We start from the raw sequence: 23,962 nt of genomic DNA, 5'->3' as shown, positions 1-23,962 counted from the left end.
CGCCCCTTGCATCGGGACCGGACCGTTCCTGCAGCGGCACGTGGCTTGCTTGGTACTTGCTTGATAGCCACCGTCAAGCCACCACGCTCCGCTTTCCAGCCTATCTCTTTTATATGAAAACATTTCATTGCGGCCGTTGCCAGCATCACGTTTTTTTCGAAAACGTCAAATGCGAATCTTGTGCGGCGTTGCTGGGCTTCGTGCCTGATTTGTCCGAAGTTTGCGCGTTCGAACCCGCCGGCACGACTGATGTTCCGCTGTGGCGGGCTCTGAATCCATCGGCGAACGGTGCGTTGTTCCGGCAGTGCAACAACTACGCGCTCGAGAATGTCTGCAACTGGATGATCCCGGCCGACTCGCCGGACGTATTGTGCCCGGCGTGCAGCCTGACGCAGACCATCCCCAATCTCACTCAGCCGAATAACCGCGTCTACTGGTACAAGCTTGAGACGGCCAAGCGGCGCTTGCTGTTTGCGCTCTCGGCACTCGGGCTGAACACGGACTCCCGGCGGACCAATCCGGAAACCGGTTTGCAATTCGAGTTTCTTGAGGACGGCGACATGGGGGCCAAGGTCCTGACCGGTCACGACGACGGCCTCATCACAATGAACATAGCCGAAGCCGACGACGCGCTGCGTGAACGCATGCGCGCGGATATGCACGAGCCGTATCGCACGCTGCTCGGGCATTTCCGGCATGAGATAGGTCACTACTATTTCGACCGGCTTGTGGCGAATACAAGTTGGGAAGAGCCGTTTCGGGAGATGTTCGGCGATGAGCGCGCCGACTACGCCCAGTCACTCCAGGCGCATTACGACAATGGACCGCCGGCCGACTGGGAACAGTCTTATGTGAGCGCGTACGCCACCACGCATCCGTGGGAAGACTGGGCCGAGACGTGGGCGCATTATCTGCATATCGTCGATACGGTGGACACCGCCGCCGCCTGCGGATTCAAGCTCGATCCCAAGTCCGACAACGAACCGTCGCTCACCGAGATCGAGCCGGTCGAGAACGCCAGCTTCGATAAACTCATGAAGCAATGGTTTCCGCTGATGTACGCGTTAAACAGCTTGAATCGAAGCCTGGGACTCGCCGATGCGTACCCGTTTACGCTCTCGCCGAAGGTCGTCGCCAAGCTGCGTTTCGTGCACAAGGTGATTGCAAGCGCTGGTGCTCAGCAGCAAGCGAAGGCTGACGTGCAGCAGGAAAGTCCGCAGGAAATCAAGCAGGACCAGCCAGCGGCAGCAGCTGGTTGATCAGCAATTAATCAGGAATCCGATTGTTTTTACCTAGGCTTGACCGTCGTCCCTAATGAAACAAGCGAGGTCGATGCCAGTAGCTCCGCGGCCACGCCTCGGCCATTTATTAAGTGCCTCAACCTAAAAAGGTCAGTCCGATGAAGCTCCGCGTTGGTTACGAACTGGTCTATGAATGCGTGCAGCCGACACCGATGCTGCTGATGCTGAACATGCACGCGTCGCGCGCGCAGAGCATCCTTGTCCCGGACATCCTGAGGGTCAACCCGCAGGTGCCTTACTCGCAGTATCACGACTCATTCGGCAATCTGTGCAGCCGGTTGGTTGCACCGAAAGGCTGGCTCACGCTGTCCACTGAGGGGCTGATCGACGTGCCGCCTTATATGGAATTGCAGGAGCCAAACGGTTATCAGCATGCGGTTGAAGAACTGCCCGACGAGTGCATGCAGTTCCTGCTCGGCAGCCGCTACTGCGAGACCGACCTGCTGTCCGATGCCGCCTGGAAGATGTTCGGCCATACGCCGCTCGGACGCGCGCGGGTGCAGGCCATTTGCGACTATGTTCATCGGCACATACGCTTTGACTACAACTGCGCGCGGCCGACCAAGACGGCGTTCGAAGCGTATCGAGAAGGCGTGGGCGTGTGCCGGGACTTTGCGCATCTGGCCGTCGCGTTATGCCGCGCGATGAACATTCCGGCGCGTTACTGCACGGGGTATATCAGTGACGTCGGTTTGCCGCCGCCCTACGCACCCATGGATTTCTGCGCCTGGATCGAGGTGTATCTGGGCAACACGTGGCAGACATTCGATCCGCGCAACAACGCGCCGCGCACCGGACGTGTATTAATGGCTCGAGGCCGCGACGCCGCCGATGTCGCGTTGAGCAACACCTTCGGCACCACCACCCTGGTCAGGTTCAGCGTGGTCTGCGAGCCTCAATAAACAGCACGACGTATTCAACAACCCAACTCAACAGAGTGCGGGCGCCGTGCGAGCCAGCCAATGATTCAGTGCCTGGGTTTGCTACGTGCGGAGCTGGCTGCCCGCGTTACTTCGCAAACAGCGAAGCAATATTCGCAAACGCCTTGATCTCGAGCGCATTGCCCGACGGGTCCAGGAAAAACATGGTCGCCTGTTCGCCGACTTCGCCCTTGAAGCGCACATGCGGTTCGATGATGAATTCCACGCCGGCCGCCGTGAGTTTGTCCGATGCCGCTTGCCACTGATCCATCGGCAGCACCACGCCGAAGTGCCGGACCGGGACTGCATCGCCATCTACCTCGCTCGTCTTCCGATGACCGATTTCGTCCGGCGCGAGATGCGCCACGATCTGGTGCCCGTAGAAATTGAAGTCCACCCAGTCGGCAGAACTCCGGCCTTCCGGGCAGCCGAGCAGGTCGCCATAAAACTCACGGGCGGCCGCGATGTCATGAACCGGAAAGGCGAGATGAAAAGGGGAAATGGCAGCAGTGGTGTCGCTCATGGCGGGCTCGGATATCGGTTAAATGCTACGGATTCGACGACACGGACTAGCTCTGTCCGCACCGCCGTCATGGTGCGCGAAAAATGAATCTCACGCCATCGGAAGACAGTTTAAGGGCAACAAGAATAGTTGAATAACGATAGTTTTTTTAGCTCAGTATCAATAAAATCGATTGATTGAAACCTGCCAAAGCTTCACCAGAGCGGTCGATAAAATCATGATGCGAGAGCTGAAAACCTTTTTGGCGGTGGTGCGTTTCGGGACGTTCGCGAGTGCCGGGGCGCATATTGGACTGACGCAATCGGCTGTCAGCGCGCAGATCCAGCGGCTGGAGGAAGACCTGGGTTTCCCGCTATTCGACCGAACCGGCCGCTCGGCCACGCTTAATGCCGCCGGCAAGCAGACTGTCGATACCGCCGAAGAATTGTTGTCGGTTTATGCCCGCCTGGCCGCGCGTGGCGGTGCCGTGGAACAGTCAGGCCAGCTGCGAGTGGGGGCTATTGCTTCGGCGCAGGCTTCGTTTCTTGTCAATGCAATCGAACTGTTCAGACAGACTTCGCCAGGGTGGCGAATCCGCGTGGTTCCCGGGGTGTCGCTCAACTTGCTCGCACAAGTGGACTCCGGCGAGGTCGACGTCGCGGTGATCATCAAACCCCCTTTCGCGTTGCCGGCCGAACTGCACTGGCGCACGCTGCTCACCGAAACCTTCGTGCTGCTGGTCCCGCGCGAGCTTGCGGACAGACCGTGGCGCGCGCTGCTGAAGTCGGAGCCCTTTATTCGATACGACCGGAGTTCCTTTGGTGGCCGCCTCGTCGACCGCTTTCTCAGACGGATTCGCGTGACGGTGCAGGATGTCGTGGAGCTGGATGAATTACAGGGGATCGTCGGGCTCGTGGCGCACGGGGTAGGCGTTGCGCTGATTCCACAGTCGTCCGCGCTGCGCGTGCCGGAGACCGTGCGCGCGTTGTCTCTTGGTGACGACACCTTCACGCGGGAAATCGGCCTCGTCCAGCGGCATACGCGAAACGAACAAACCGTCACCGTGCAGTTTGCCGGGTCCGTCTGTGCCGTTCTGCTGCGATGAGGGATGCCGGTTTAGTAGGGTCCAAGGCAAAACCAGATTAAAAGGTGCTCCCGCTGGAGCGCCGATATCTACCTGCCCGCAGCAGTTCCCCTGAACGCGTCGCTCTACGCCCAGTGACGGCTCAGGAATGCCGCTACCGCGTCGAGCGCGCGGCGCGCGGGCGGCAGGTCTCTCGTCGCACCCTGGAAGACGTGGTGCAGCCCTTCGAAGATATCGAGCCGCACCTCACCACCCTTCTCCCCGGCCGCTTGCGCATAGCGTAGCGAGTCGTCGAGCAGGATCTCGTCGCCGCCTACCTGGATGAGCAACGGCGGCAGGGCCTCGGGCACGGCGTAGAGCGGCGACGCCCGGCCGTCCTTCGGATCGGCGCCGGCGAGATAGACCGCGGCTGGCCCGGCAAGCATTTCCGGCTGGAAGATGGGGTCGTGGATGTCGGGACTGCCGAACGAGGCGCCGGTCATCGCCAGATCGAGCCAGGGCGAAAAGACCGCGACGGACGCTATAGACGGCGAGGTCGTCGCCGCATCGCCCAGCACGCTGAGCGCCAGACCGCCGCCCGCAGAGTCGCCGACCAGCGCGACCTGCGAAACACCCTGGCTGCCCAACCAGCGGCGAACGGCGGCGGCGGCCTCGGGCGCGGCCGGGAACACATGCTCGGGCGCCAACGGATAGTCGGCCACGAACGCCGCCACCCCGGCGCGGACCGCCACCTGGCTAGCCAAGCCTCGATAAGCCTTGGCCGAACCCAGCACGTAGGCGCCGCCGTGCACGAAGAGGATCGCCCGGTCGGCCGGGGCGCCGGCCGGCCGCACCCACCAGCCGCTGACGCCGTCGCGGTCGATGGCTTCCAGGGTGACGGCATCGGCGATCGGCGTCTTGGTGATCAACGTGTCATAAGTCTCGCGCTGATTGCCGGTGGGGTTCGAAAACAGTGCGTGGATCTCGGCGAGCACAGCTTGCTCAATTTGGCGCTCGTCGTCGGACAGAACGTGCCGGGTCTCAACGGTGGTCGTCGTGGTGGAGATGGTCGCGCTGGTCATGGAAATGTCCTCTGGGTTGTTTGACCGGAAAGCTCCGGCCGCGTCTGACAAGAGGATCATCCATTTCCATTTGGCGCGGAAGCCATGCCCCTGGAATACAATCCATTCCTGATCGGAAGTATTGGGAATCTTCTATGGACCGGCTCGACGCAATGCACCTCTTCGTTCGTGTAGTCGAACGCGGCAGTTTCTCGGCCGTTGCGCGGGAAGCCGGGGTCGGCCAGTCTGCGGTGAGCAAACAGATCGCTGCACTCGAAGCCCACCTGGGTGCTCAACTGATGCGCCGCACCTCGCGGAGCATGACCCTTACCGACGCCGGTCAAATCTTCTACGAATCCGCCTTGCGGCTGGTCGACGAATTCGAAGCAGCGGAGTCGTTGGTTGGCCGCGGCCAGTCCGCGCCGTCCGGCCTGATCCGGGTGACCGTCGCCCCGGTGTTCGGACGGCTCTACATCGTGCCGCGCCTTCGCGAGTTTTTCGCTCGCTATCCGGACATCTCAGTCGAGCTCACCGGCTCCGGGCGCAACATCAACCTGATCGAGGAAGGCGTCGACCTGGCGATCCGCAACGGTGAACTCGCCGACTCGAACATGATAGTGCGCCGCATCGCCATGGCGCCATTCGCGACCGTCGCCACGCCGGCGTACCTCGCAGTCCGCGGCGAGCCTCGGACCCCCACTGACCTCGACGCACACGCCTGCCTGATTTTCGCCCCGCTCCACGAGCCGCTGCCGTGGGAGTTCCGGGACGGGTCGAGGTCCGTTCTGCATCACCCAAGGGCGAACTTCCGCACCGCCGACGCCGAGCAGATCCGCGCCGCGGTGCTCGCCGACCTCGGCCTGGCCCACGGCCCGGTCTGGGCGTTCGCACCTGAGATCGCCTCGGGCGCGCTGCGTGTCGTGCTGGCAGACTACGCGCCCGGGCCGCTGGCCATCAGCGCCGTCCACCCCGCCGGCCGCCGCCTGCCGACCAAGGTCCGGGTGTTCATCGATTTCCTGGTGGAGATCCTGGCGAGCAATCCGGCGCTGACGGGGCAACCGGGCTGAGTCCACATTTAACGGCGTCGGCGTTCCCGGCTCGCGGTTCACCAGGGAACGCGCCGAGTCGATGCGCCTCAAGTGCTCCCGTCCCATGCGCACAAGCCACCTTGATTTATTGAACGACAGGTCATAATATCCACGCATGACAAAAACCTCTTCCCTGCCGCAGCCTGCCGACCGCTCTCAGGAGCGCGGACGGCCTCGTGAATTCGATCTCGACGAAGTCGTCGATTCCGCCGCCCGGGTGTTCTGGGAAGGCGGTTATAACGCGACCTCGGTCGGCACCTTATGCGAGGCAACCGGCCTACTGCGCGGCAGCCTCTACGGCGCATTCGGCGACAAGCACGGGCTGTTGATCGTTGCGTTCGAACGTTATGCCGACGGCGCGGTTGCCCGGCTCAAAGAGCGTCTGCAAGCCGATCTGCCGCCGCGTGAATGCTTGCGTGAGGCGTTGCTTCACTACACCCGGCTCAGCGCCGACCTTGCCGGCCGCCATGGATGTTTCATCACCAATGCGGCACTCGAACTGCTTCCGGCAGACGAAGTATTGCGGCCTTACATCGAAACGACGCTGCAGCGCATTAGCGCCCAACTGACCGCGGCCGTGATTCGCGGCCAGCAAGCGGGAGATTTCGATGCTGATCTCGACGAAAACGACGTTGGTACTTTCCTGCTATGCATCGTGCAAGGACTTCGGGTGCTGGGCAAAGTCGAGATAAGCGAAAAGAAGTTGGCTGGCATTGTCGATATGACCCTGCGCGCGCTGCTCTAAAAAATTTTTCCTAATTTTTGAACGATAGGTCATGAATAAATTATATGAGCCTCAAGCGACAAATCCTGCCCCGGTTCGCAGCGCATCTTTTGTTAGTGTGCGTCCCGGATACTTGACAGGTGTATTGCTCTGCGTATGCGCGACAGTTTTGATGGGCATCATGTTTCCCGTCATGACAAGCGCACTCCGTCATGTCGATCCATTCACCTTCACATCGCTGCGTTACCTGATCGCTGGCAGCGCGTTTCTCGTCCTGTTGCGGCTGAAAGAAGGCCGAAGCGCGTTCCGGTTCAAAGGAGAACCTATAGCGCTTGCCTGGTTGCTGGGGTCAATCGGCTTTTGTGGATTCGGTTCTTTTGTTTTTCTCGGACAGCAATTGGCTGGACGCGACGGCGCGCTGACCGCATCGATCATGATGGCAACCCAGCCGATGATGGGCTTGATCGTCAATTCGATCGTGCGCCGCGTCCTGCCGCCGCTGGTTTCGTTTTTGTTTATCCTGATGTCGTTTGCCGGCGTCGCACTGGTCGTGACAAAAGGCAATATTGCGGCGCTCCTGAGCGAGCCTCAGCACTACTCGGCGAACGCGTTGATTGTGGTGGGTGCGCTGTGCTGGGTGATCTACACGTTCAGCGCATCGACCTTCACGACCTGGTCCGCGCTCAAGTACACGACGATGACAACCGTGCTCGGCCTGACCACGATCATCGGGCTGAACGTGCTGTTATTCGTGCTTCATGTCGTGCCGGTACCGACCACGGCGATGCTGATCGCCATCGTCCCGCACCTGCTTTATATGGGACCCGTTGCGGGTTTTGTCGCCATTCTGTTCTGGAACATGGGGAACAGGATCCTTACGCCGCTCAATGGGGTGCTGTTCATGGACGTGCTGCCCGTGACAACATTTGTAGTGTCGGCGATGAGCGGATTAATCCCGACCCACATGCAGATTACAGGCGCTTGCATGACAGGCGCGGCGCTGATTCTCAACAACCTTTATTTACGCCGCCGCACGCGGCGCGTTGCTGCAGGTTCGTAGAGCCGGGCCAATACCGAATGGCACCGGCCCACGCCATCAAATAACCTGGAACGGCGCTCGCGGGACTGCATCTCCGTCCAGACTGGCTATCGCCCAGATCACCGCAAAATTCGTCGCGGCATTATGCGACGCGAAACGGCCAAGGGTGCCGTGCGAGCGTTGATTTCCATGCTCGTCCCGGATGATCACGGATGAATCAAAGGCGCCTTGGGCGGGGGCAACCATGGGTCGTATCGTCGCCCCCCGGTATTGCATTTCCATATTCAGCCCTCTCTCTTAGGTTGATGCAATGGAAGCTGGAGTAAAAATCAAAAACGTTTTAGTAATCGAAGCATCTATGCGCAAGGCCTACTCTCCGCGCCACGATCAAATTGCCGTGTTCACGCATTCGAGCATTCGCCGCACAGTCGCGTGCTGGGTTGGCGTCAATTCCGGATAACACGCCAGATCGACGAAACGCTTGCGCCAATAAGCCTGGCCGAGTACCGAACCACCGCCCTCGTCGCTCCAGCGCGGAACGATCCGCTCCAGATGCGCGATCTCTTCCTCGACCGATAACGGATGTCGAGGGACTGTTGAGAAGGTCTGGTCAAAGCTCACGGCTCATGCTCCAGTAACGAAGGAGCCGACAATACCGTGACTTCGCCGATAGCGAATCCTCAATTCTGAGGATTTACGCTAGGCGGCAACATCAAGAAATCACCTTCTGGTAAAAACAATAATTAGAATGCATACGCGCACCGGGCAGATGCGCTAAATGACCGTTGTTGGGCAAAGGGGAATGGTGTCCACTGCTTGCAATGGCGAGACCGAATTTAATTCAGTTGGCATACCGGGCTTACATTTTTCACAGGATTTCTGCTGAAGCGGTTATTACGCTAGTGTTCGCATTCCATGCTCAAACAGCCCCTCGGCCGAGCGCAGCGTTTAACGACGATTATTTTCCGCCCGGGGGGAGTTATAAAAAACCCTTTCGCCCGCATGCCGCCCTACTGCTGCCCGTTCGCCTGCACCGCACGAATCAGTTTCGAGCGGCTTCCGACACCGAGCTTATGGAAAGAACGGTCGATGTGAGTTCGGACCGTCGTATAAGAAATGCCCAGCCGGAATGCGATTTCCTTGTCGAGCAATCCCTCCACCACCAGCCCGACCACATCCCGCTCTCGCGCCGTCAGGTTCTTCAACACGTCCTCTGAAATCAGCTTGGCTTGCGGTCCAAACGGCTTTGACATGCCCGCTTCGGCGCGCGCTCGCGCGAGTGCTGCGGTAAAAGCCGGGCGAATGAATTCGGCCATGGCGAGGTCGTGATCGGAGAAATCTTCCCGATGTTTACCGCGCCAGATGCGCAGGTCGCCGATGTTCGAATCGCCGGCCCACGCGTAGACGTTCATGCCCCAGCGCAAACCGTCACGACGCAAAAAGTCGTTGAACAGTTCGGTCCGCATCAGCTCGCCTTGCGGAATCACGTTGGTCACTCGAACCGCCTCGCGGCAATTTTGCAGCCGAGGGGTCACGGTATCGCGGTACTGGTAGTACTTCTCGTACTCGGACAGGTTATCTTCCGACATGTTGAACGAGACCCGGTTGACGAATTCCTTCTTCGTCTCGTCCCAGACATAAGACCCAAGATGGTCCGCGCGCAACAAGCTAAGCATGCGAACGCCCACTTCCTGCCGCATTAACTGCTCAGGAAGCGAATCGGCAAGCACGGCGAAGATATCGGAAACCAGGCGGGTTTCCCGGCTCGTCAAATACATTTCACGGACATGCTGATCGGTCCCGGTCAATGGCTCGCGAACGTTTTCTCCACGCGCAAGCCTCCCTATTTTTAAAATGCTGTCCCGCAGACTACACGGACGATATTGCCGATTCAAGCCTGTTTTATTCGTGCCGTTAAATAGTTTGTCATTATTTTAACCGACGAGCCAATCTTGTGAACGCATTGCGAGGCGGCGGCTAACCAACCGGATAAGGCCGCCGGCACCCAATCCCGACTTCTACTGCCGCGGAAGTACTTCTAATAAACGGGGAAATGCTTGGCCTTCATTTCGAATCTACGTTGCCGCAAGCCGATTATTGCAGTTGGTGAAACTGCTCGGGCTCCGTAACCCAGCTTTGGTTATATCGATACCCTGTTCGACTATGGCGCGTGGCGCTAAAAATCGGCCCAAAAAAAAGACCCGCACAAGGCGGGTCTTAGTCTCTCAGTTTCGTATGGCGGAACGCGTGAGCATTCTTTGACACGTTCGCTTTTGCCATCGGAGTGCGGTGTAGACCTTAGCCCCCCGGCTCTGAATAAGAAGTTAACCGATTAGCGTGCGCTACGCATCCTCATTTCTGGGGATGCGTAATGACAAGAAGCGGCCAAAACAGGCGTATTGAAAGCCCGCCAGGTTCGGCCCTGGGTTCAACAGGGCTTCACCAATACTCAGGCCTCTTCTTTCAGCGATGCCATGTCGATCACGAAGCGATATTTCACATCGCTTTTAACCATGCGCTCGTAGGCCTTGTCGATTTCGTCCATGCGGATCATCTCGATGTCCGACGTGATGCCATGCTTGCCGCAAAAATCGAGCATTTCCTGCGTTTCCGCAATGCCGCCGATCAACGAACCGGCCAGCGCACGGCGCTTGAAAATCAGGTTGCCGACAGACGGCGACGGATGCGCATGCTCCGGCACGCCGACGAGCGTCATCGTTCCGTCACGCTTAAGCAGCGCCGTGAACTGGTCGAGGTCATGGGAAGCCGCAACGGTGTTGAGGATGAAATCGAACGAGTTGACGTGTTTCGCCATCTGCTCCGGATCTTTCGAAATCACGACCTCATGTGCGCCAAGCCGCTTCGCATCTTCAATCTTGCCGGCCGACGTGGTGAACAGCACGACGTGCGCGCCGAACGCCGCCGCGAGCTTCACGCCCATATGACCGAGCCCGCCCAGGCCAACGATGCCGACCTTCTGCCCGGCCTGGACGTTCCAGTGACGCAGCGGCGAATACGTGGTGATCCCCGCGCACAACAACGGCGCCACGGCGGCGAGTTCAAGGTTCTCGGGAACCAGCAGCGTGAAGGCTTCGTCCACGACGATAGACTTCGAATAACCGCCGTAGGTCACGCCACCCGTATGTTTGTCGGGCGCATTGTAGGTGCCGACAAATCCGCTGCCTTCGCAATACTGCTCGAGGCCTTCCTGGCATGACGGGCAAGTCCGGCACGAATCCACCATGCAGCCGACGCCCGCCAGCGCGCCAACCTTGAACTTCGTGACCTCAGAGCCGACCTCGGTCACCCGGCCGACAATTTCGTGTCCCGGGACGTTCGGGTACACCGTACCCGCCCATTCGCCGCGCGCGGTGTGCAGGTCCGAATGGCACACGCCGCAGTACAGGATTTCGATGCGGACATCGTGCGGACCCGTGTCCCGGCGATCGAAGGCGAAGGGAGCAAACGGCTTATCGGCGGAATGCGCGGCGTAGCCATAGGTCTTGTACATGGTGTGGTCCTTGAAAATAGTTCGTTGGTTTGTTACTGATTCGTTGCCTGTTCGTCGATACCGGGGCGCGCTGTCCGTTCAGAAAGCTCGGAACATTCGCATCCATCGGTGGACAACCCCGGCACCGTTCGTCACCACAGCCGGATCGATAGGCAACAAGCTTGATAAGAAGGTTTCCCGGGCTTGGCGACGTCTGGAACCGCGCCAAAACCTGACCTCACTTGTATCGACATTGCCCGGTTGCGCCGCTGCAGAATTGCGAATGCGCATGAATGCGCGCTGCCAGGCTTCGTTTCGATTCTGAATCTGAATCCGAACGCTCCGAAGACGCGAGCGCCCCTTCGCAGACCAGTATGCGAATTCTGGACCAACCGCTCAATGGAAATATTGCGATTTCACAATTCCAATTAATGGAATGTCGTGTTGCAGCAATTCGGGGATTGATATCACGACGTTATTTGCAGAAGCGAGGTGCGCTGTTTGCGCTTCGCTTGATGGTGATCAAACCGGATCATGCATCATCATGCCCGGATCAATGCGACGCAACGTAGATGGAATCGTGTCCGGTTTGAGGAACGGCGAAGGTCTTTTTCATCCGGTCCGCCTCTTCTATCGGACTACGCCCGAACAGCCGCTTGAATTCGCGGCTGAACTGCGACGAACTTTCATACCCTACCTGAGCGCACGCGACCGCCGCCGTTACGTCGTTTCTCACCATCAAAAGGCGCGCCTGATGAAGCCGCGTCGACTTCAGGTATTGCATCGGCGAGGTATTGGTCACCGCTTTGAAGTGCGAATGAAATGACGGCACGCTCATGCTCGCCTCCAAAGCAAGCCGCTCGACATCCAGTGGTTCGCGGAACGACATATGGATTTTTCGCAGCGCCTTCGCGATCTTGCCGAAATGCCCTTGTCGCGTGAGCGCTGCGCGCATCGACCCGCCCTGCTCGCCCGTCAGCACGCGATAGTAGATTTCACGCACGAGTCCGGGGCCAAGAATGTCAGCCTCCAGCGGCGAACTCATCGCCTCGAGAAACCGCAGTACCGATAAACCGAGCCGCGCATCGAGCGGTGTCGACATCATCCCTTTGGGCTTCGCTGGAACAGCGCTTGCCCGTTCGTCGAGTTGCAGCATCAGGTCAGCCGCCACGTTGAAGTCGAGGCGAAAATAGATAGCCAGCATAGGCTCTGCTTCGCTTGCCTCGGTTTCCATCGAAAACGGCACCGGCACCGATACCGCCAGATAGTGCTGCGCGTCATAAACATAAACGTCATCGCCCAGAAAGCCGCGCTTGCGTCCCTGGCAGACGATCACAATACCTGGTTCATATAGCACGGGGGTTCGGCTTAGCGGACGGTTCGAACGCAGGAACCGCACGTCGGGCAGCACCGTCAGGTTATACCCCTCCGCTGGCGCCAACTGCTTCAATAACGCGACCATGCGTTGCTGCGCTTTTGTCCGATCATCGTGTTCATCGCGAGCATTGTGTAAAAGGTGCACGCCAGGTCTCGTCAGTTTTTGCAGTGAGCTTGCAATGTGCCACTTGCCAGAGCAGAAATCCACCGGCTCATAGGATTAGGCAAACACAACAGATGAACCGGCATTCGCGTTCTGACGCTGCACTTCTAACATGCAATCGTTGCTGGGGTCGCGATGTGTCACCGGAGATGTATCTCGACGCTCGGCCTGTCCACGACTACCGACAAGGAGTGCAACACCATGAGCACCATCCAGGGCAAGAAGACCTTCCTGATTACCGGCGTGAGTTCGGGTTTCGGCCGCGCGTTCGCAGAAGCCGCATTGAATGCCGGCCACGTAGTCGCGGGGACGGTGCGCCGCGACGCAGACGTACAACCATTCGAGGCGCTCGCAGCCGGTCGTGCACACGCTATCGTCCTCGACGTGACCGATTTCGCGGCTATCGGCCCGGCCGTCGCGACGATAACGGAAAAAATCGGAGCTATCGACGTGCTGGTCAACAATGCAGGATACGGCTACGAAGGCGTGCTCGAGGAGTCGCCGCTGGAAGACCTGCGCCATCAGTTCGACGTCAACGTGTTCGGCGCCGTCGCGATGATCAAAGCCGTGCTCCCCGCCATGCGCGAACGCCGGTCGGGCCGCATCATCAACATCACGTCGATGGGCGGCTTCGTCACCATGCCGGGGATTTCTTACTACTGCGGCAGCAAGTTCGCTCTCGAAGGCATCTCTGAAACGCTGGCGAAAGAAGTCGCCGGTTTCGGCATCAAGGTCACCGCGGTCGCACCCGGCTCTTTCCGCACCGATTGGGCCGGCCGCTCGATGGTGCGCTCGGGCCGCAGCATTGCGGATTACGATGCGCTGTTCACCCCGATCCGTCAGGCGCGGGAGGCGAAAAGCGGCAAGCAGGCCGGCGATCCGGTCAAGGCGGCCCATGTGCTGCTGGAGGTGATTGCCGCAGACAATCCGCCGGTACATCTGCTGCTCGGCACCGATGCGCTCGGCCTGGTCAGGGACAAGCTGGCGGCCCTCAACACCGAGATTGAAACGTGGGAAAAGATCACGCGCTCGACGGACTTCTCGTGACGCTTTCATGACTTGGCTCTATGACGCGCCTTCATGACCGATAGCCACGAAAACACCTACAGCATCCCGTGGCAATTGTGAAAACCGGGCTGCCGCTCTCGTGTACGATGGCTTCACATCGAGCCCCCGGCCAAGCCGAGCGTTACAGACAACGCCATGCCGCGAGCACGCTGCAATAGCCCGCGCGCTTGAGCCGGATTTGCGCGCCGGTCCGCTGTTAGCCGTCACTGGGTAGGGATTTTCATGCCACGTTCCGACTGGACCCGTGAAGCGATTCGCAAGATTGAAGCGGACTTCAACCGCTCCGCCGACACCCACCTGATTCCGCTGGACCTGCCCGGTTATCCGACCATCCGTTTCTATTTCAAAGATGAATCGAGCCATCCGACCGGCAGTTTGAAACATCGCCTGGCGCGATCCTTGTTTCTCTATGCGCTTTGTAATGGCTGGCTGCGCGAGCAAAGCACGATTGTTGAAGCGTCCAGCGGATCGACCGCCATTTCCGAAGCGTATTTCGCGAGACTGCTCGGCTTGCCCTTCGTCGCGGTGATTCCGGCGGGCACATCGCGGATGAAAATCGAGGCGATAGAGTTCTACGGCGGGCGCTGCCATCTGGTTGCGAAGCCCGCGGACATCTATGCGGAATCGCATCGGCTCGCGGCGGAAACCGGCGGTCATTTCATGGACCAGTTCACCTACGCCGAACGTGCGACCGACTGGCGGGCCAACAACAATATTGCCGAGTCGATCTTCAAGCAGATGGATGACGAGGAGTATCCCGTGCCAATGTGGCTCGTGTCCAGCGGGGGCACCGGCGGCACCATCGCCACGTTGGGCCGCTACGTCGCATACCGTCGGCATGCCACGCGCATTCTTTGCACCGACCCCGAGAATTCGGTGTTTTTCGATTATTTTAAAAGCACACTCGCGGGCACACCGGACAGCAGCCTGACGCTCGATGCCGGATCGAAGATTGAAGGCATCGGCCGTCCGCGGGTTGAACGCTCCTTCATTCCGACATGTATCGATGCCATGCTCAAGGTACCCGACGCGCTGTCCTTTGCTGCAATGCGCTATCTGGCCGGGCGCTTCGGGCGTCGCGTCGGCGGCTCGACGGGGACCAATTTTGTCGGTGTCCTGTATCTGGCCGAGCGCATGAAGCAGGCGGGCAAAGAGGGTTCTATCGTCAGCCTGATCTGCGATAGCGGTGAACGTTATAGCAACACCTACTATGACAATGCCTGGTACCAGGCGCAGGGAATTCCGGTTGCGCAGCCCGATGCGCTGATTGCTCGCGCAATAGCGGGCGAAGCGGTGCTGACCCAGCAGAGCATGGCGGGGTTGGAGCCTGCGGGAGCGGGAATTTGAAGCGCTTGGATTACGTCTTGCCGTACGACGCGTTGTCAGGATCTGATCCGCCCGTACGACTTTCGTATCAGCATCTTTGCTTCTGTCACCACGTCCAGCCTTGCTGACAAGGCCTGCGGTAGATGAATCACGAAGTTACCCGAACTCGAAGCCGCTCGAACGGTCTCGTATTTGCGAGCCCGATTTATTCGCCCACCAGTCGCCCACACACGATGAGGTTCTGATGACCCGTACTGTCGCCGAAAAACGCGCTGCCTTTCGCGCGCTTCACCAGCAAGGTTGTTTTGTGTTGCCCAACCCATGGGATGCAGGTAGCGCGCGGATGCTGCAGCATCTCGGCTTTGCCGCGCTGGCATCGACCAGTTCAGGTTTCGCGTGGTCCACAGGCCGGCCCGACTACGCGGTGACCTGTTCCGACGTCCTGCAACATCTCGGAGCGCTCTGCGAGGCTGTAGACCTGCCGGTGAACGCCGATTTCGAGTCCGGCTTCGCTTCCGACCCGGCCACGCTCGCGGCCAACGTCAGCCTCGCAATCCAGACGGGCGTGGCGGGTTTATCGATTGAAGATCGTGACGTGGAAGCATCGTTCGGACTCTACGAGACCGATCTTGCTGTCGAACGCGTGCGTGCAGCCCGAGCGGCGATCGACCGGTCCGGCGATGACGTGATCCTGGTCGCGCGCACCGAAATCCTGCTCAGTGATCCGGGCGCGCTCAGTCAATCCATCGACAAACTCGTGGCTTTCGCAGCCGTTGGTGCGGACTGCTTATACGCGCCGGGAGTGGTCGACAAGGCCGATATAGCGGTCATGGTGCGCGCCGTGGCGCCCAAGCCGCTCAACGTACTGATGATGCGGCCCGGGCTGAGCGTCGCCGAACTGACTGACCTTGGCGTACGTCGAATCAGCGTCGGCGGAGGGTTGGCGCGGGTTGCTTGGCAGGCCATGCTGACGGCCGCTGAACAAATGAAGACCGGTTCCTTCGATGGCCTCGCCGGCGCCGCATCGGGCAAGCAATTGAACGATGTTTTCGGCGGATTTTCCTGAGCCGGAGAGCCCAGCCCGAGCCTGGTCTTTTCCTTAATGTCCCTGTGTTGAAGGGACGTTCAAGCGTCCTGATTGATCGCGTGGCGGCTATGCAGTCCTATGCAGCAGTCGCTCGGACCGTATCGGCTCGACAACATGTGCTCGGCCGAAAGGGGTTGGCAAGCGCCATAAGTGCCTGATAATATTGGGACGTGGATGGCCGCCCGGTCCCACCTCAGGTACCACCTCACGCAAGCTTCATTTCTCAAAGGGAGGCGAAAAGATGCTCACATTCATTACCGCCGTCCCTTGCCCGGCGCGCCGGCCAGTTTAGGTCGCCGTCAGCGCGGGCACAGCAGCCTGCGCCATTTCCAGACAGTCTCGTTGTTAGTTCGCCCGCTCATGCAGGTGCGCTCCGGCTGTCGCTCTCATCTCTCTCGACCGGATAGCCTCGTCGCGTTTTGCGCCTCGGGCTGTGGCAAATGGCTTACACAAAAAAACTCGATTTCGGCGGACGGGCGTTCAAGGACGTTCTCGGTTTCACTGTGGTTCACTGGGGCAAACAGCCGTGGCGCATCGTCGCCATTGTTGTGCTCGCCTTGCTGTCGGCACTCGCCGATGTCCTCACGCCGCTCTTCGCAGGCCGGCTCGTGGATGCGCTCGCCGCGGGCGCGGCCGGCAAGGAGCTGGCTTGGCGTGCAGCCACGACCGCGTTCAGCATCCTGGCTTGCCTCGGGCTGGCCGGCACGCTGCTGCGTCAGCTCGTTTTCATGAACATCATCGTGTTGACACTCAAGATGATGAGCGAGATTGCCGCCAACGCGTTTCATCGCGTGCAACGGTTTTCCGCTGACTGGCACGGCAACAGCTTCGCCGGCTCGACCGTGCGCAAGATCACGCGCGGCATGTGGGCGCTCGACCTGCTCAACGACACGTTGCTCATCGCCCTGCTCCCGTCACTGGTGATGCTGGTCGGCGCAACCGTGCTGCTCGGCATGCACTGGGCGGTGATGGGCGTGGTCGTTGGCCTTGGGTCACTGCTCTATATCGCGGTGACGGTTGGCCTGTCGCTCGGCTTCGTTGCGCCGGCCGCTCGCCTGGGCAACGCGTGGGATACCCGCATGGGCGGTGCGCTGGCCGATGCGGTGAGCTGCAACACCGTGGTCAAGGCCTTCGGTGCGGAAACGCGCGAGGAAGCGCGGCTTGCCCGCGTGATCCGCAAGTGGCGTCACCGCACGCGGCGCACGTGGTCACGCGGCACGATCAACGGCGGTGTGCAGGGAGGCATGCTGGTGCTCATGCAGGCGGCAATCCTGGGCGCTGCGCTGTTGCTGTGGGAAGCCGACAAAGCCAGCGTGGGCGACATCACGTTCACGCTGACCATGTTCTTCATGTTGCAGGGTTATCTGCGCGAAGTCGGGATGCACGTGCGCAATTTGCAGCGTTCGGTCAACGACATGGAAGAGCTGGTTTCACTTGAAGGTCAGCCTCTCGGCGTGGAAGACAAGCCCGACGCCGGGCCGATCGCGATCCGTGAAGGCGAGATCCGCTTCGAGCATGTGACCTTCAGCTATGACGGCCACGCGAAGCCGCTCTATGACGACTTCTCGGTGCGGATTGCGCCGGGGGAGCGTGTCGGGTTGATCGGCCACTCGGGGTCCGGCAAGACGACGTTGATCAAGCTTATCCAGCGGCTGTACGACATCTCGGGCGGCCGGATCATGATCGACGGGCAGAACATTGCCGATGTAGGCCAAGCGTCGCTGCGCGGCCAGATCGCGATCGTCCAGCAAGAGCCGGTGCTGTTCCACCGCTCGCTCGCTGAGAACATTGCGTACGCGCGGCCGGGTGCAACCCGCGCGGAAATCGAGCGGGCCGCAAGGCAGGCCAGCGCCCACGATTTCATCGCGGCGCTGCCTCAGGGTTATGAAACGCTCGTGGGTGAGCGCGGCATCAAGCTGTCAGGTGGTGAACGTCAGCGTGTGGCGATTGCCCGGGCGTTCCTCGCGGATGCGCCCATCCTGATTCTGGACGAAGCAACATCGAGCCTCGACAGCGAGAGCGAAGTGCTGATCCAGCAGGCAATGGAACGGTTGATGGTCGGCCGCACGACGGTGGTAGTTGCTCACCGGCTTTCGACGGTGCGCGCGCTAGACAGGCTGCTGGTACTCGACAAGGGCAGGATTGCGGAGGAAGGCAGCCATGAGAAGCTGATCCAACTTCACAACGGCTTGTACCGGCGGTTGTTCGAACGGCAAGCGCTCGGCCTGACAACCGATCATGCAGAGCCGGCGAGCGCGGCAAAAACCGTCCACTTGCCAAGCGGTTATGCCAACGATCCTACGTTAAGCACGGGGAAATGATTCGACGGTCCGGGTAGGCCCCGGACCGCTGCATCTTCTCTACATCCCGAGTTAGCACTAAATGGGCTTCAGATGAAACTCCTGGCATTGACCTACGGCACCGAAGGCGACACGAGACCCCTGGCTGTACTGTGCCGCGCCTTGATAGATGCGGGACACGACGTCACCCTGCTCGCCGATGGGGCAACGCTTGGGAGCGCTCGCGCCCTGGGGGTTCCTCATGCGGCGTTGAGCGGAAACATGCAAGACGAGTTGAGCGCCCTGGTGTCCAGCGGCAAGGGCGTCAACGCTACAGCCGCGGGTTTGGCGCGTATCGCAAACGCTCAGGCGCACAGCTGGATGCAACAGATCGCCCAAGCGGCTACAGGCTGCGACGGGCTGATTGTGTCGGGACTGGCCGCCTTCGTGGGCTTATCCGTAGGCGAGCATCTTGGCATACAGGTTATCGGCGCTGGCCTGATACCCATCTCCCCGACACATGCATTTGCCTCGCCGTTTCTTCCTCCTCGCTGGATCCCTGCAGTGTTGAATCGGACAAGCCATCAAGCAGTGAATAGTCTGCTATGGCACGCTTTCCGCAAAGCGACAAATCAGGCGAGAAGGAGCGTGCTAAGACTGCCACCACGCCAGAAGCCATGGACAGAGCACCCCATGCTGTATGGCGTCTCCCCTACTCTGGTGCCCGCACCACGGGACTGGCCTGCGCACACCAGACTGTGCGGGCAATGGGTGGCCCCTCCGGATGCCTGGGCGCCCCCAGCGGCCCTTGAAGCATTTCTGGATGCGGGTGAACCGCCGGTTTATCTGGGGTTCGGCAGCATGGTCGGATTCGACCAGAAAGCCATGCTTGATGTTTTCATAGACGCAGCGAAAGGGCTCCGGGTGCTCTTGTATCCAGGCTGGTCTGGCACCCCTGACATGGTAATGCCCGATAATTTCTTCATCATCGAAGAAACACCCCATCAATGGCTATTTCCCCGTACGTCGCTGGTTATACATCATGGTGGTAGCGGCACGACACACTCGGCGTGCCGTGCAGGGGTGCCATCGGTCGTGTTGCCTTTTGCTGGAGACCAGTTTTTCTGGGCTCATCAACTGAACCGCTTGGGCGTAGCAGACCGCGGAGTATCAACGCGCAAGCTGGACCGGGAGAAACTTGAACAGGCGATCAGATTTGCGCAGCGCGCAGAGACAAGACAGCGAGTTTCGACACTGGGAAAACAGATGGCACAGGAAACCGGAACAGCAACCGCTGTTGCGGAGATAGAGACCATCCTGAGCATATGAACCAACTCATGCACAAAGAGAGCGGTTGATTGCGAATATCTCCTACGGCAATGCTTTCGTTTTTCTTTCCCAAGACTCCCCGGGAACATGCATGACCCGATCAAATCTAAAAAAAACTTCATGCTTCGATAGCATTGTTTCAGACTTCACGACTCCCGGAATCACATAATGAATGGACCGATTCCACATGGGGAGTTTCGCGATGTACCAAACACTATTAGTCGAGGCGGTCCACGATTCCGGGCGTCAGGCAGTGCGCTTCGATATTGGATCGAACGCGGCAATCCTGGATGTCGAAGACATCGACTTGTTGATCGAACGTCTCAGCCACATCCGTTCGGGGCTCTCGCCAGCCTTGCCGCACGAACCGTCGCGCACGCATAACTATGTGATCGAAATTGATCCGTGCTGGTACCTGGACAAGAATCCGCTGTTCGACGGGGTCGTTTTGTTGTTGCGTCATACCGGGCTCGGCTGGGCCGGTTTTGCGATTCCTCAATCCAGCCTCGAGCGCCTGCAGGACGCTATCGTCAAGCCAGTGCCGCAATCGTTTGAAGTGAGCCAGATACCGAGTTGATCATGCGTGCGGCCGCCACGTTTATCGTGCGTGTGCTGAGCCGCCTTACAGCTACGCGTTCATGAAGATGTGGCAGCGGCACAGCCCGCTGCTGTTTTCAACGCTTTTTTAGCCGCCTCGCAGACCCATCCACAATCAAAAAACCGACGCCGCATGAAACCACGCGGCGTCGATCCTTGATCAACTCACACCCTGCAACTCAGAACCGGTGACGCATGCCAACCGTCACAGCCACTTGCTTGTCCGTCGTAGACGGGCTCAGGCCGTTGATGGCTGCGTCGCCCAGCACCGTACCGTCGCCTCCCGACGCATGTTGAAACACGCCTTCCGCATACACGTCCGTGCGTTTGCTCAGGTCATAGTCGGCAAGCAGCGAGAACTGATGATACTTCGGCTTTGCATCGCCAGCGGCCGTGTTGAATGAGCCGTTCGTGAACGTGTAGGCGCCTTCGAGACTCATGGCCGGCGTCAACGCATAACGTGTATTCACTTCATAGTTGTCCAGACGCAGGCTGTTGCCCGACAAGGCCGTATAACCGTCGTTCATGTTGATCGCATCGAGACCGTCAAGCTTCGTGTGGGTGTACACGAAGCCAACCGTAGCCGGCCCGAAAGCGTAGTTGACACCACCACCGAACGTGCGTTGACGTGCCGCGACGAACGTCGATGTGTTATTCGCTCCCGACACAGCACCATTCGCGTTATCGCTCTGGCCGGGGTTGTTGATCTGCAAATACGACGCAGCGATGCTCAACGGGCCATTGGAGTAAGACGCGCCTGCGCTATAAGCGCGATTGTCCGAGAACGCGCCCGCCTTGTTCGAAAAGCCGTACAAGCCGCCGAACTTGAAACCGGCGTAGTCAATGCTCGCAAACTTCACCGAGTTGCTGATGCTGAAGCTATTGTCCAGATTGTCGTTATCGAACGGGTGGGCGGCCAGGTTGTTGCCCAGGCCTTGCCCGGCTTCCGACAGCGGCGCCAGATAATCAACCGTGGAATCGTACTGCTTGCCGAGCGTCACCGTACCGTACTGGTTCGATTGCAAACCCACATACGCCTGACGTCCGAAGATCTCGTTAGACTGCGTGAATGCGCCGTTGTTCACGTTGAAGCCGTCTTCCAACTTGAAGATGGCATGCATGCCGCCACCCAGGTCTTCGCTGCCCTTCAAGCCCCACAGCGTGTCGCTGACGTTGCCGCTACCCACACCCCACGATTGACCCGACGTAGCCGAACCCGGCGTGTGCGCGTTGTTCGCGTACACCACGCCGGCATCGATCACGCCATACAGCGTGACGCTGCTTTGTGCGTGAGCGGCTACTGCGAACAGGCTGGAAATAGTTGCAGCCAACAGAACTTTCTTCATCTTGAACTCCACATAGATAACGGGTTCCGGGACAGGAGGCAGCTTGCAACGCTGCGTGACTTTGGCATTGCGCTAAACAAAGCACCAAGCGAAGCGGACAACGCTTCGAGCAGGAGGACATGCAGCGTTGAGTGCGGCCCTGACCTCAGAGCATCGAAGTCTACGGAGCGAGTGGCGCCAGGCAGCGTGGTCGAACTGAATGACAGACTTTCAATTTTCGCAAGCGAGGCGCGCGCAATCAGCGCGAACGCAGACGTGCGCTAGGTTTGAGCGACATTCTTCTTTTGTGACACCTCCATCATCGAGGGTTTGCGTGTATCGAATGCGCCACGCCATTGATTTATGGTTGCCTTAAGAACAGCCGACAAAGTTAAAAAAGACTTAATGAAGCAGGCGTGTCCTTGTTACGTCGCGGAGCAGATCATGCGTGCAGTCAAATCGATACAGGCTGCCCGTCATGAATCAGCTACAAGCAATGCGCGTGTTCACCCGCGTCGTCGATCTCACCAGCTTCAGCATGGCCGCCAGGCAACTTGGCATGTCGGCCGCAGCAGTCACCCGTAGCATCAGCATGCTGGAAGCGCACTTGAACATGCGCTTACTGAACCGCTCCACCCGTCGGCTCTCGTTGACCGAAGCAGGACAGGCCTACGTGGATGGTTGCCGCACGATCATCCAGCAACTCGATACGATTGAAGAGAATCTCGTACGCTCGACCCGGGACCTCAGCGGCACATTGCGCGTAGCGGCGTCGACTACGTATGCCGCATGCGGCTTGAGCAACCTGCTTGCTGCGTATCGGGCAGCCTATCCGCGCATTGGCTTTGACGTGACCACTTATGATTCGCCCATAGAGCTAATAGAAGGCGGTTTCGATGTTGGTTTTTCTGCTGATCGCAACCTGCCCAACTCGTCGCTGGTCTGCCGTCATCTGACCGCGTTCAAGGAGGTGACAGTCGCCTCGCCCGGTTATCTCTCCCAGAACGGCACGCCCGTTAATCCTGCCGCGCTCGCGCATCATCACCTGCTGTCGATCTCCGACGGCTCCGCACGCAATTGGGAATTCTCGGATCAGAACGGCGTGTATCGCGTGGCGACCGGCAACGCACTGCACGCGACCAGCAGTGCAACGGTTCGTTGCGCAGCGCTGGCGGACATGGGGATCGCATTGCTGCCGGCACCGCTGGTAAAGGACGATCTGGCGAAGGGCTTCTTGCTTCCCATCCTTGGCCAGTTCCAGATTACGGGTGGCGTGCGTCAGGTGTCCATTCTCTACACGGGCCGCAACTATCTTTCAGCGAAGGTCCGGCATTTCATCGACTTCTCGGTGAGCCAGTACCGTGCCCCTGATAACGCGGTAGGGCTTCGTGCTGCGGCCTGACGTGCGTTCCGTGCATCCCCAACTCTGGAGCGCGTTTTAATGCCGAAAGTACTTGCCATAGAAGACGACGAACTGATGGCGCAGGAAGTGTCTCGCGCATTGTCCGCACCCGGGTATACGGTCCAGGTTGCCCGCACCGGCCGCGATGGTATTGCGAAAGCCATTGGTGGCGGTTATGACATTGTCACGCTTGATCGCATGTTGCCGGACCTGGATGGCCTCACCATTGTGACGACCATGCGAGGCGTCGGCATCGACACGCCTGTGCTGATCGTCAGTTCAATGAGCCACGTGGATGACCGCGTGCGTGGACTGCGAGCTGGTGGTGACGACTATCTCACCAAGCCCTTCTCTCACGATGAAATGCGCGCCCGCGTGGAAGCCTTGCTTCGACGCAAGGCCGGACCCGCATCCGACGAAACGGTCTTGCGCGTGCATGGTCTCGAGCTCAATCTTGTGCGCCGCCGCGCCACGCTTCATGGCCGCGTGCTCGACCTGCAGCCGACCGAGTTTCGCGTGCTCGAATTCATGATGCGTCATGTGGGCCAGGTGCTCACACGCACGATGATCTTCGAAGGCGTGTGGGGCTGCCGTTTCGATCCGGGCACCAACCTCATCGACGTCCACGTGGGGCGTCTGAGAAAGAAAGTGGATGACGCGAGCGGCCGCCCGGCGATTCGCACGATTCGCGGCTCCGGCTATTTGCTGGACTAATTTCCCCAAACATCGAGCGCAGCCACAAGGTGCGGAACACCTTGTGGCTGCGCTCGAGTTTCGTCATGCACCCGCCCTTCCCGAAACTAAAACTAGTTTCATTTTTC

General features: G+C 59.4%; 21 protein-coding genes. 14 read left to right on the top strand and 7 right to left on the bottom strand.

Annotated features, from left to right (window positions below; genetic code table 11):
• Window positions 1-113 precede the first annotated feature (113 nt).
• Window positions 114-1,259 (top strand): zinc-binding metallopeptidase family protein, encoded by a 1,146-nt coding sequence (locus FH08_RS0135190; RefSeq protein WP_051888775.1) that lies wholly within the window; start codon window positions 114-116, stop codon window positions 1,257-1,259.
• A 140-nt stretch (window positions 1,260-1,399) separates the two neighbouring features.
• Entirely contained in the window at window positions 1,400-2,203 is an 804-nt protein-coding gene (locus tag FH08_RS0135185; protein ID WP_031362831.1) for a transglutaminase-like domain-containing protein, read from the top strand.
• 106 nt (window positions 2,204-2,309) lie between these two features.
• Here FH08_RS0135185 and FH08_RS0135180 read toward each other — a convergent pair whose 3' ends face one another.
• The gene (locus tag FH08_RS0135180; protein WP_031362830.1) at window positions 2,310-2,744 is read right to left on the bottom strand and encodes a VOC family protein; all 435 of its coding nucleotides are present in this window, start codon (window positions 2,742-2,744) and stop codon (window positions 2,310-2,312) included.
• Window positions 2,745-2,961: 217 nt separating this feature from the next.
• Between FH08_RS0135180 and FH08_RS0135175 the strand changes: the two genes are divergently transcribed.
• Window positions 2,962-3,828 carry a LysR family transcriptional regulator gene (locus FH08_RS0135175; RefSeq protein ID WP_035568262.1) on the top strand — a complete coding sequence of 289 codons (867 nt, stop codon included), beginning with the start codon at window positions 2,962-2,964 and terminating at the stop codon, window positions 3,826-3,828.
• Window positions 3,829-3,932: 104 nt separating this feature from the next.
• Here the strand turns inward: FH08_RS0135175 and FH08_RS48880 are convergent, their stop codons facing one another.
• Complete coding sequence (locus FH08_RS48880) at window positions 3,933-4,868, bottom strand: alpha/beta hydrolase (protein WP_051888842.1); 936 nt, start codon at window positions 4,866-4,868, stop codon at window positions 3,933-3,935.
• A gap of 134 nt (window positions 4,869-5,002) precedes the next feature.
• Here FH08_RS48880 and FH08_RS0135165 point away from each other — a divergent pair, with 134 nt between their 5' ends.
• The 3 genes from FH08_RS0135165 to FH08_RS0135155 all read left to right on the top strand — a co-directional run bounded on the left by FH08_RS0135165 (window position 5,003) and on the right by FH08_RS0135155 (window position 7,719).
• Window positions 5,003-5,914: a LysR family transcriptional regulator gene (locus FH08_RS0135165; RefSeq protein ID WP_031362827.1), complete on the top strand. Its 912-nt coding sequence runs from the start codon at window positions 5,003-5,005 to the stop codon at window positions 5,912-5,914.
• Window positions 5,915-6,050: 136 nt separating this feature from the next.
• Window positions 6,051-6,680 carry a TetR/AcrR family transcriptional regulator gene (locus FH08_RS0135160; RefSeq protein WP_031362826.1) on the top strand — a complete coding sequence of 210 codons (630 nt, stop codon included), beginning with the start codon at window positions 6,051-6,053 and terminating at the stop codon, window positions 6,678-6,680.
• Between the two features lie 31 nt (window positions 6,681-6,711).
• Window positions 6,712-7,719, top strand: coding sequence for a DMT family transporter (locus FH08_RS0135155; protein WP_075583420.1), 1,008 nt, complete (start codon window positions 6,712-6,714; stop codon window positions 7,717-7,719).
• Between the two features lie 366 nt (window positions 7,720-8,085).
• Here FH08_RS0135155 and FH08_RS0135145 read toward each other — a convergent pair whose 3' ends face one another.
• From FH08_RS0135145 to FH08_RS0135125, 4 genes are all read right to left on the bottom strand, one after another.
• On the bottom strand, window positions 8,086-8,319 hold the full coding sequence (locus FH08_RS0135145; protein ID WP_031362823.1) for a hypothetical protein: 234 nt from the start codon (window positions 8,317-8,319) through the stop codon (window positions 8,086-8,088).
• A gap of 389 nt (window positions 8,320-8,708) precedes the next feature.
• Complete coding sequence (locus FH08_RS0135140) at window positions 8,709-9,476, bottom strand: response regulator transcription factor (RefSeq protein WP_031362822.1); 768 nt, start codon at window positions 9,474-9,476, stop codon at window positions 8,709-8,711.
• 671 nt (window positions 9,477-10,147) lie between these two features.
• Window positions 10,148-11,209, bottom strand: a complete 1,062-nt coding sequence (locus FH08_RS0135135) for an NAD(P)-dependent alcohol dehydrogenase (RefSeq protein WP_031362821.1) — start codon at window positions 11,207-11,209, stop codon at window positions 10,148-10,150.
• Window positions 11,210-11,741: 532 nt separating this feature from the next.
• Window positions 11,742-12,650 carry an AraC family transcriptional regulator gene (locus FH08_RS0135125; RefSeq protein ID WP_035568364.1) on the bottom strand — a complete coding sequence of 303 codons (909 nt, stop codon included), beginning with the start codon at window positions 12,648-12,650 and terminating at the stop codon, window positions 11,742-11,744.
• Between the two features lie 279 nt (window positions 12,651-12,929).
• On the opposite strand from FH08_RS0135125, the gene FH08_RS0135120 reads away from it, so the two are divergent.
• The 6 genes from FH08_RS0135120 (at window position 12,930) to FH08_RS0135095 (ending at window position 20,394) form a co-directional block, all read left to right on the top strand.
• Window positions 12,930-13,775, top strand: a complete 846-nt coding sequence (locus FH08_RS0135120; RefSeq protein WP_031362818.1) for an oxidoreductase — start codon at window positions 12,930-12,932, stop codon at window positions 13,773-13,775.
• A gap of 243 nt (window positions 13,776-14,018) precedes the next feature.
• Window positions 14,019-15,143 (top strand): PLP-dependent cysteine synthase family protein, encoded by a 1,125-nt coding sequence (locus FH08_RS0135115; RefSeq protein WP_031362817.1) that lies wholly within the window; start codon window positions 14,019-14,021, stop codon window positions 15,141-15,143.
• 223 nt (window positions 15,144-15,366) lie between these two features.
• Window positions 15,367-16,188 (top strand): isocitrate lyase/PEP mutase family protein, encoded by an 822-nt coding sequence (locus tag FH08_RS0135110; protein WP_031362816.1) that lies wholly within the window; start codon window positions 15,367-15,369, stop codon window positions 16,186-16,188.
• 461 nt (window positions 16,189-16,649) lie between these two features.
• A complete protein-coding gene (locus FH08_RS0135105) occupies window positions 16,650-18,530 on the top strand; it encodes an ABC transporter ATP-binding protein (RefSeq protein ID WP_031362815.1) in 1,881 nt (626 codons plus the stop codon).
• Between the two features lie 72 nt (window positions 18,531-18,602).
• Window positions 18,603-19,817, top strand: a complete 1,215-nt coding sequence (locus FH08_RS0135100; protein ID WP_031362814.1) for a glycosyltransferase — start codon at window positions 18,603-18,605, stop codon at window positions 19,815-19,817.
• 202 nt (window positions 19,818-20,019) lie between these two features.
• Window positions 20,020-20,394, top strand: coding sequence for a hypothetical protein (locus FH08_RS0135095; protein WP_031362813.1), 375 nt, complete (start codon window positions 20,020-20,022; stop codon window positions 20,392-20,394).
• A 199-nt stretch (window positions 20,395-20,593) separates the two neighbouring features.
• Here FH08_RS0135095 and FH08_RS0135090 read toward each other — a convergent pair whose 3' ends face one another.
• A complete protein-coding gene (locus FH08_RS0135090) occupies window positions 20,594-21,760 on the bottom strand; it encodes a porin (protein WP_031362812.1) in 1,167 nt (388 codons plus the stop codon).
• 457 nt (window positions 21,761-22,217) lie between these two features.
• Here FH08_RS0135090 and FH08_RS0135085 point away from each other — a divergent pair, with 457 nt between their 5' ends.
• Together FH08_RS0135085 and FH08_RS0135080 are read left to right on the top strand one after the other, a co-directional pair.
• Entirely contained in the window at window positions 22,218-23,141 is a 924-nt protein-coding gene (locus FH08_RS0135085) for a LysR family transcriptional regulator (RefSeq protein ID WP_031362811.1), read from the top strand.
• Window positions 23,142-23,180: 39 nt separating this feature from the next.
• A complete protein-coding gene (locus FH08_RS0135080) occupies window positions 23,181-23,855 on the top strand; it encodes a response regulator transcription factor (RefSeq protein ID WP_031362810.1) in 675 nt (224 codons plus the stop codon).
• Window positions 23,856-23,962: the final 107 nt, after the last annotated feature.

Source organism: Caballeronia sordidicola, assembly GCF_000729995.1.
In the GTDB taxonomy this organism is placed as follows: Bacteria; Pseudomonadota; Gammaproteobacteria; order Burkholderiales; family Burkholderiaceae; genus Caballeronia; species Caballeronia sordidicola_A.
The sequence above is the reverse complement of the archived record's forward strand: the minus strand, read 5'-3'. Positions and strand labels throughout refer to the sequence as shown.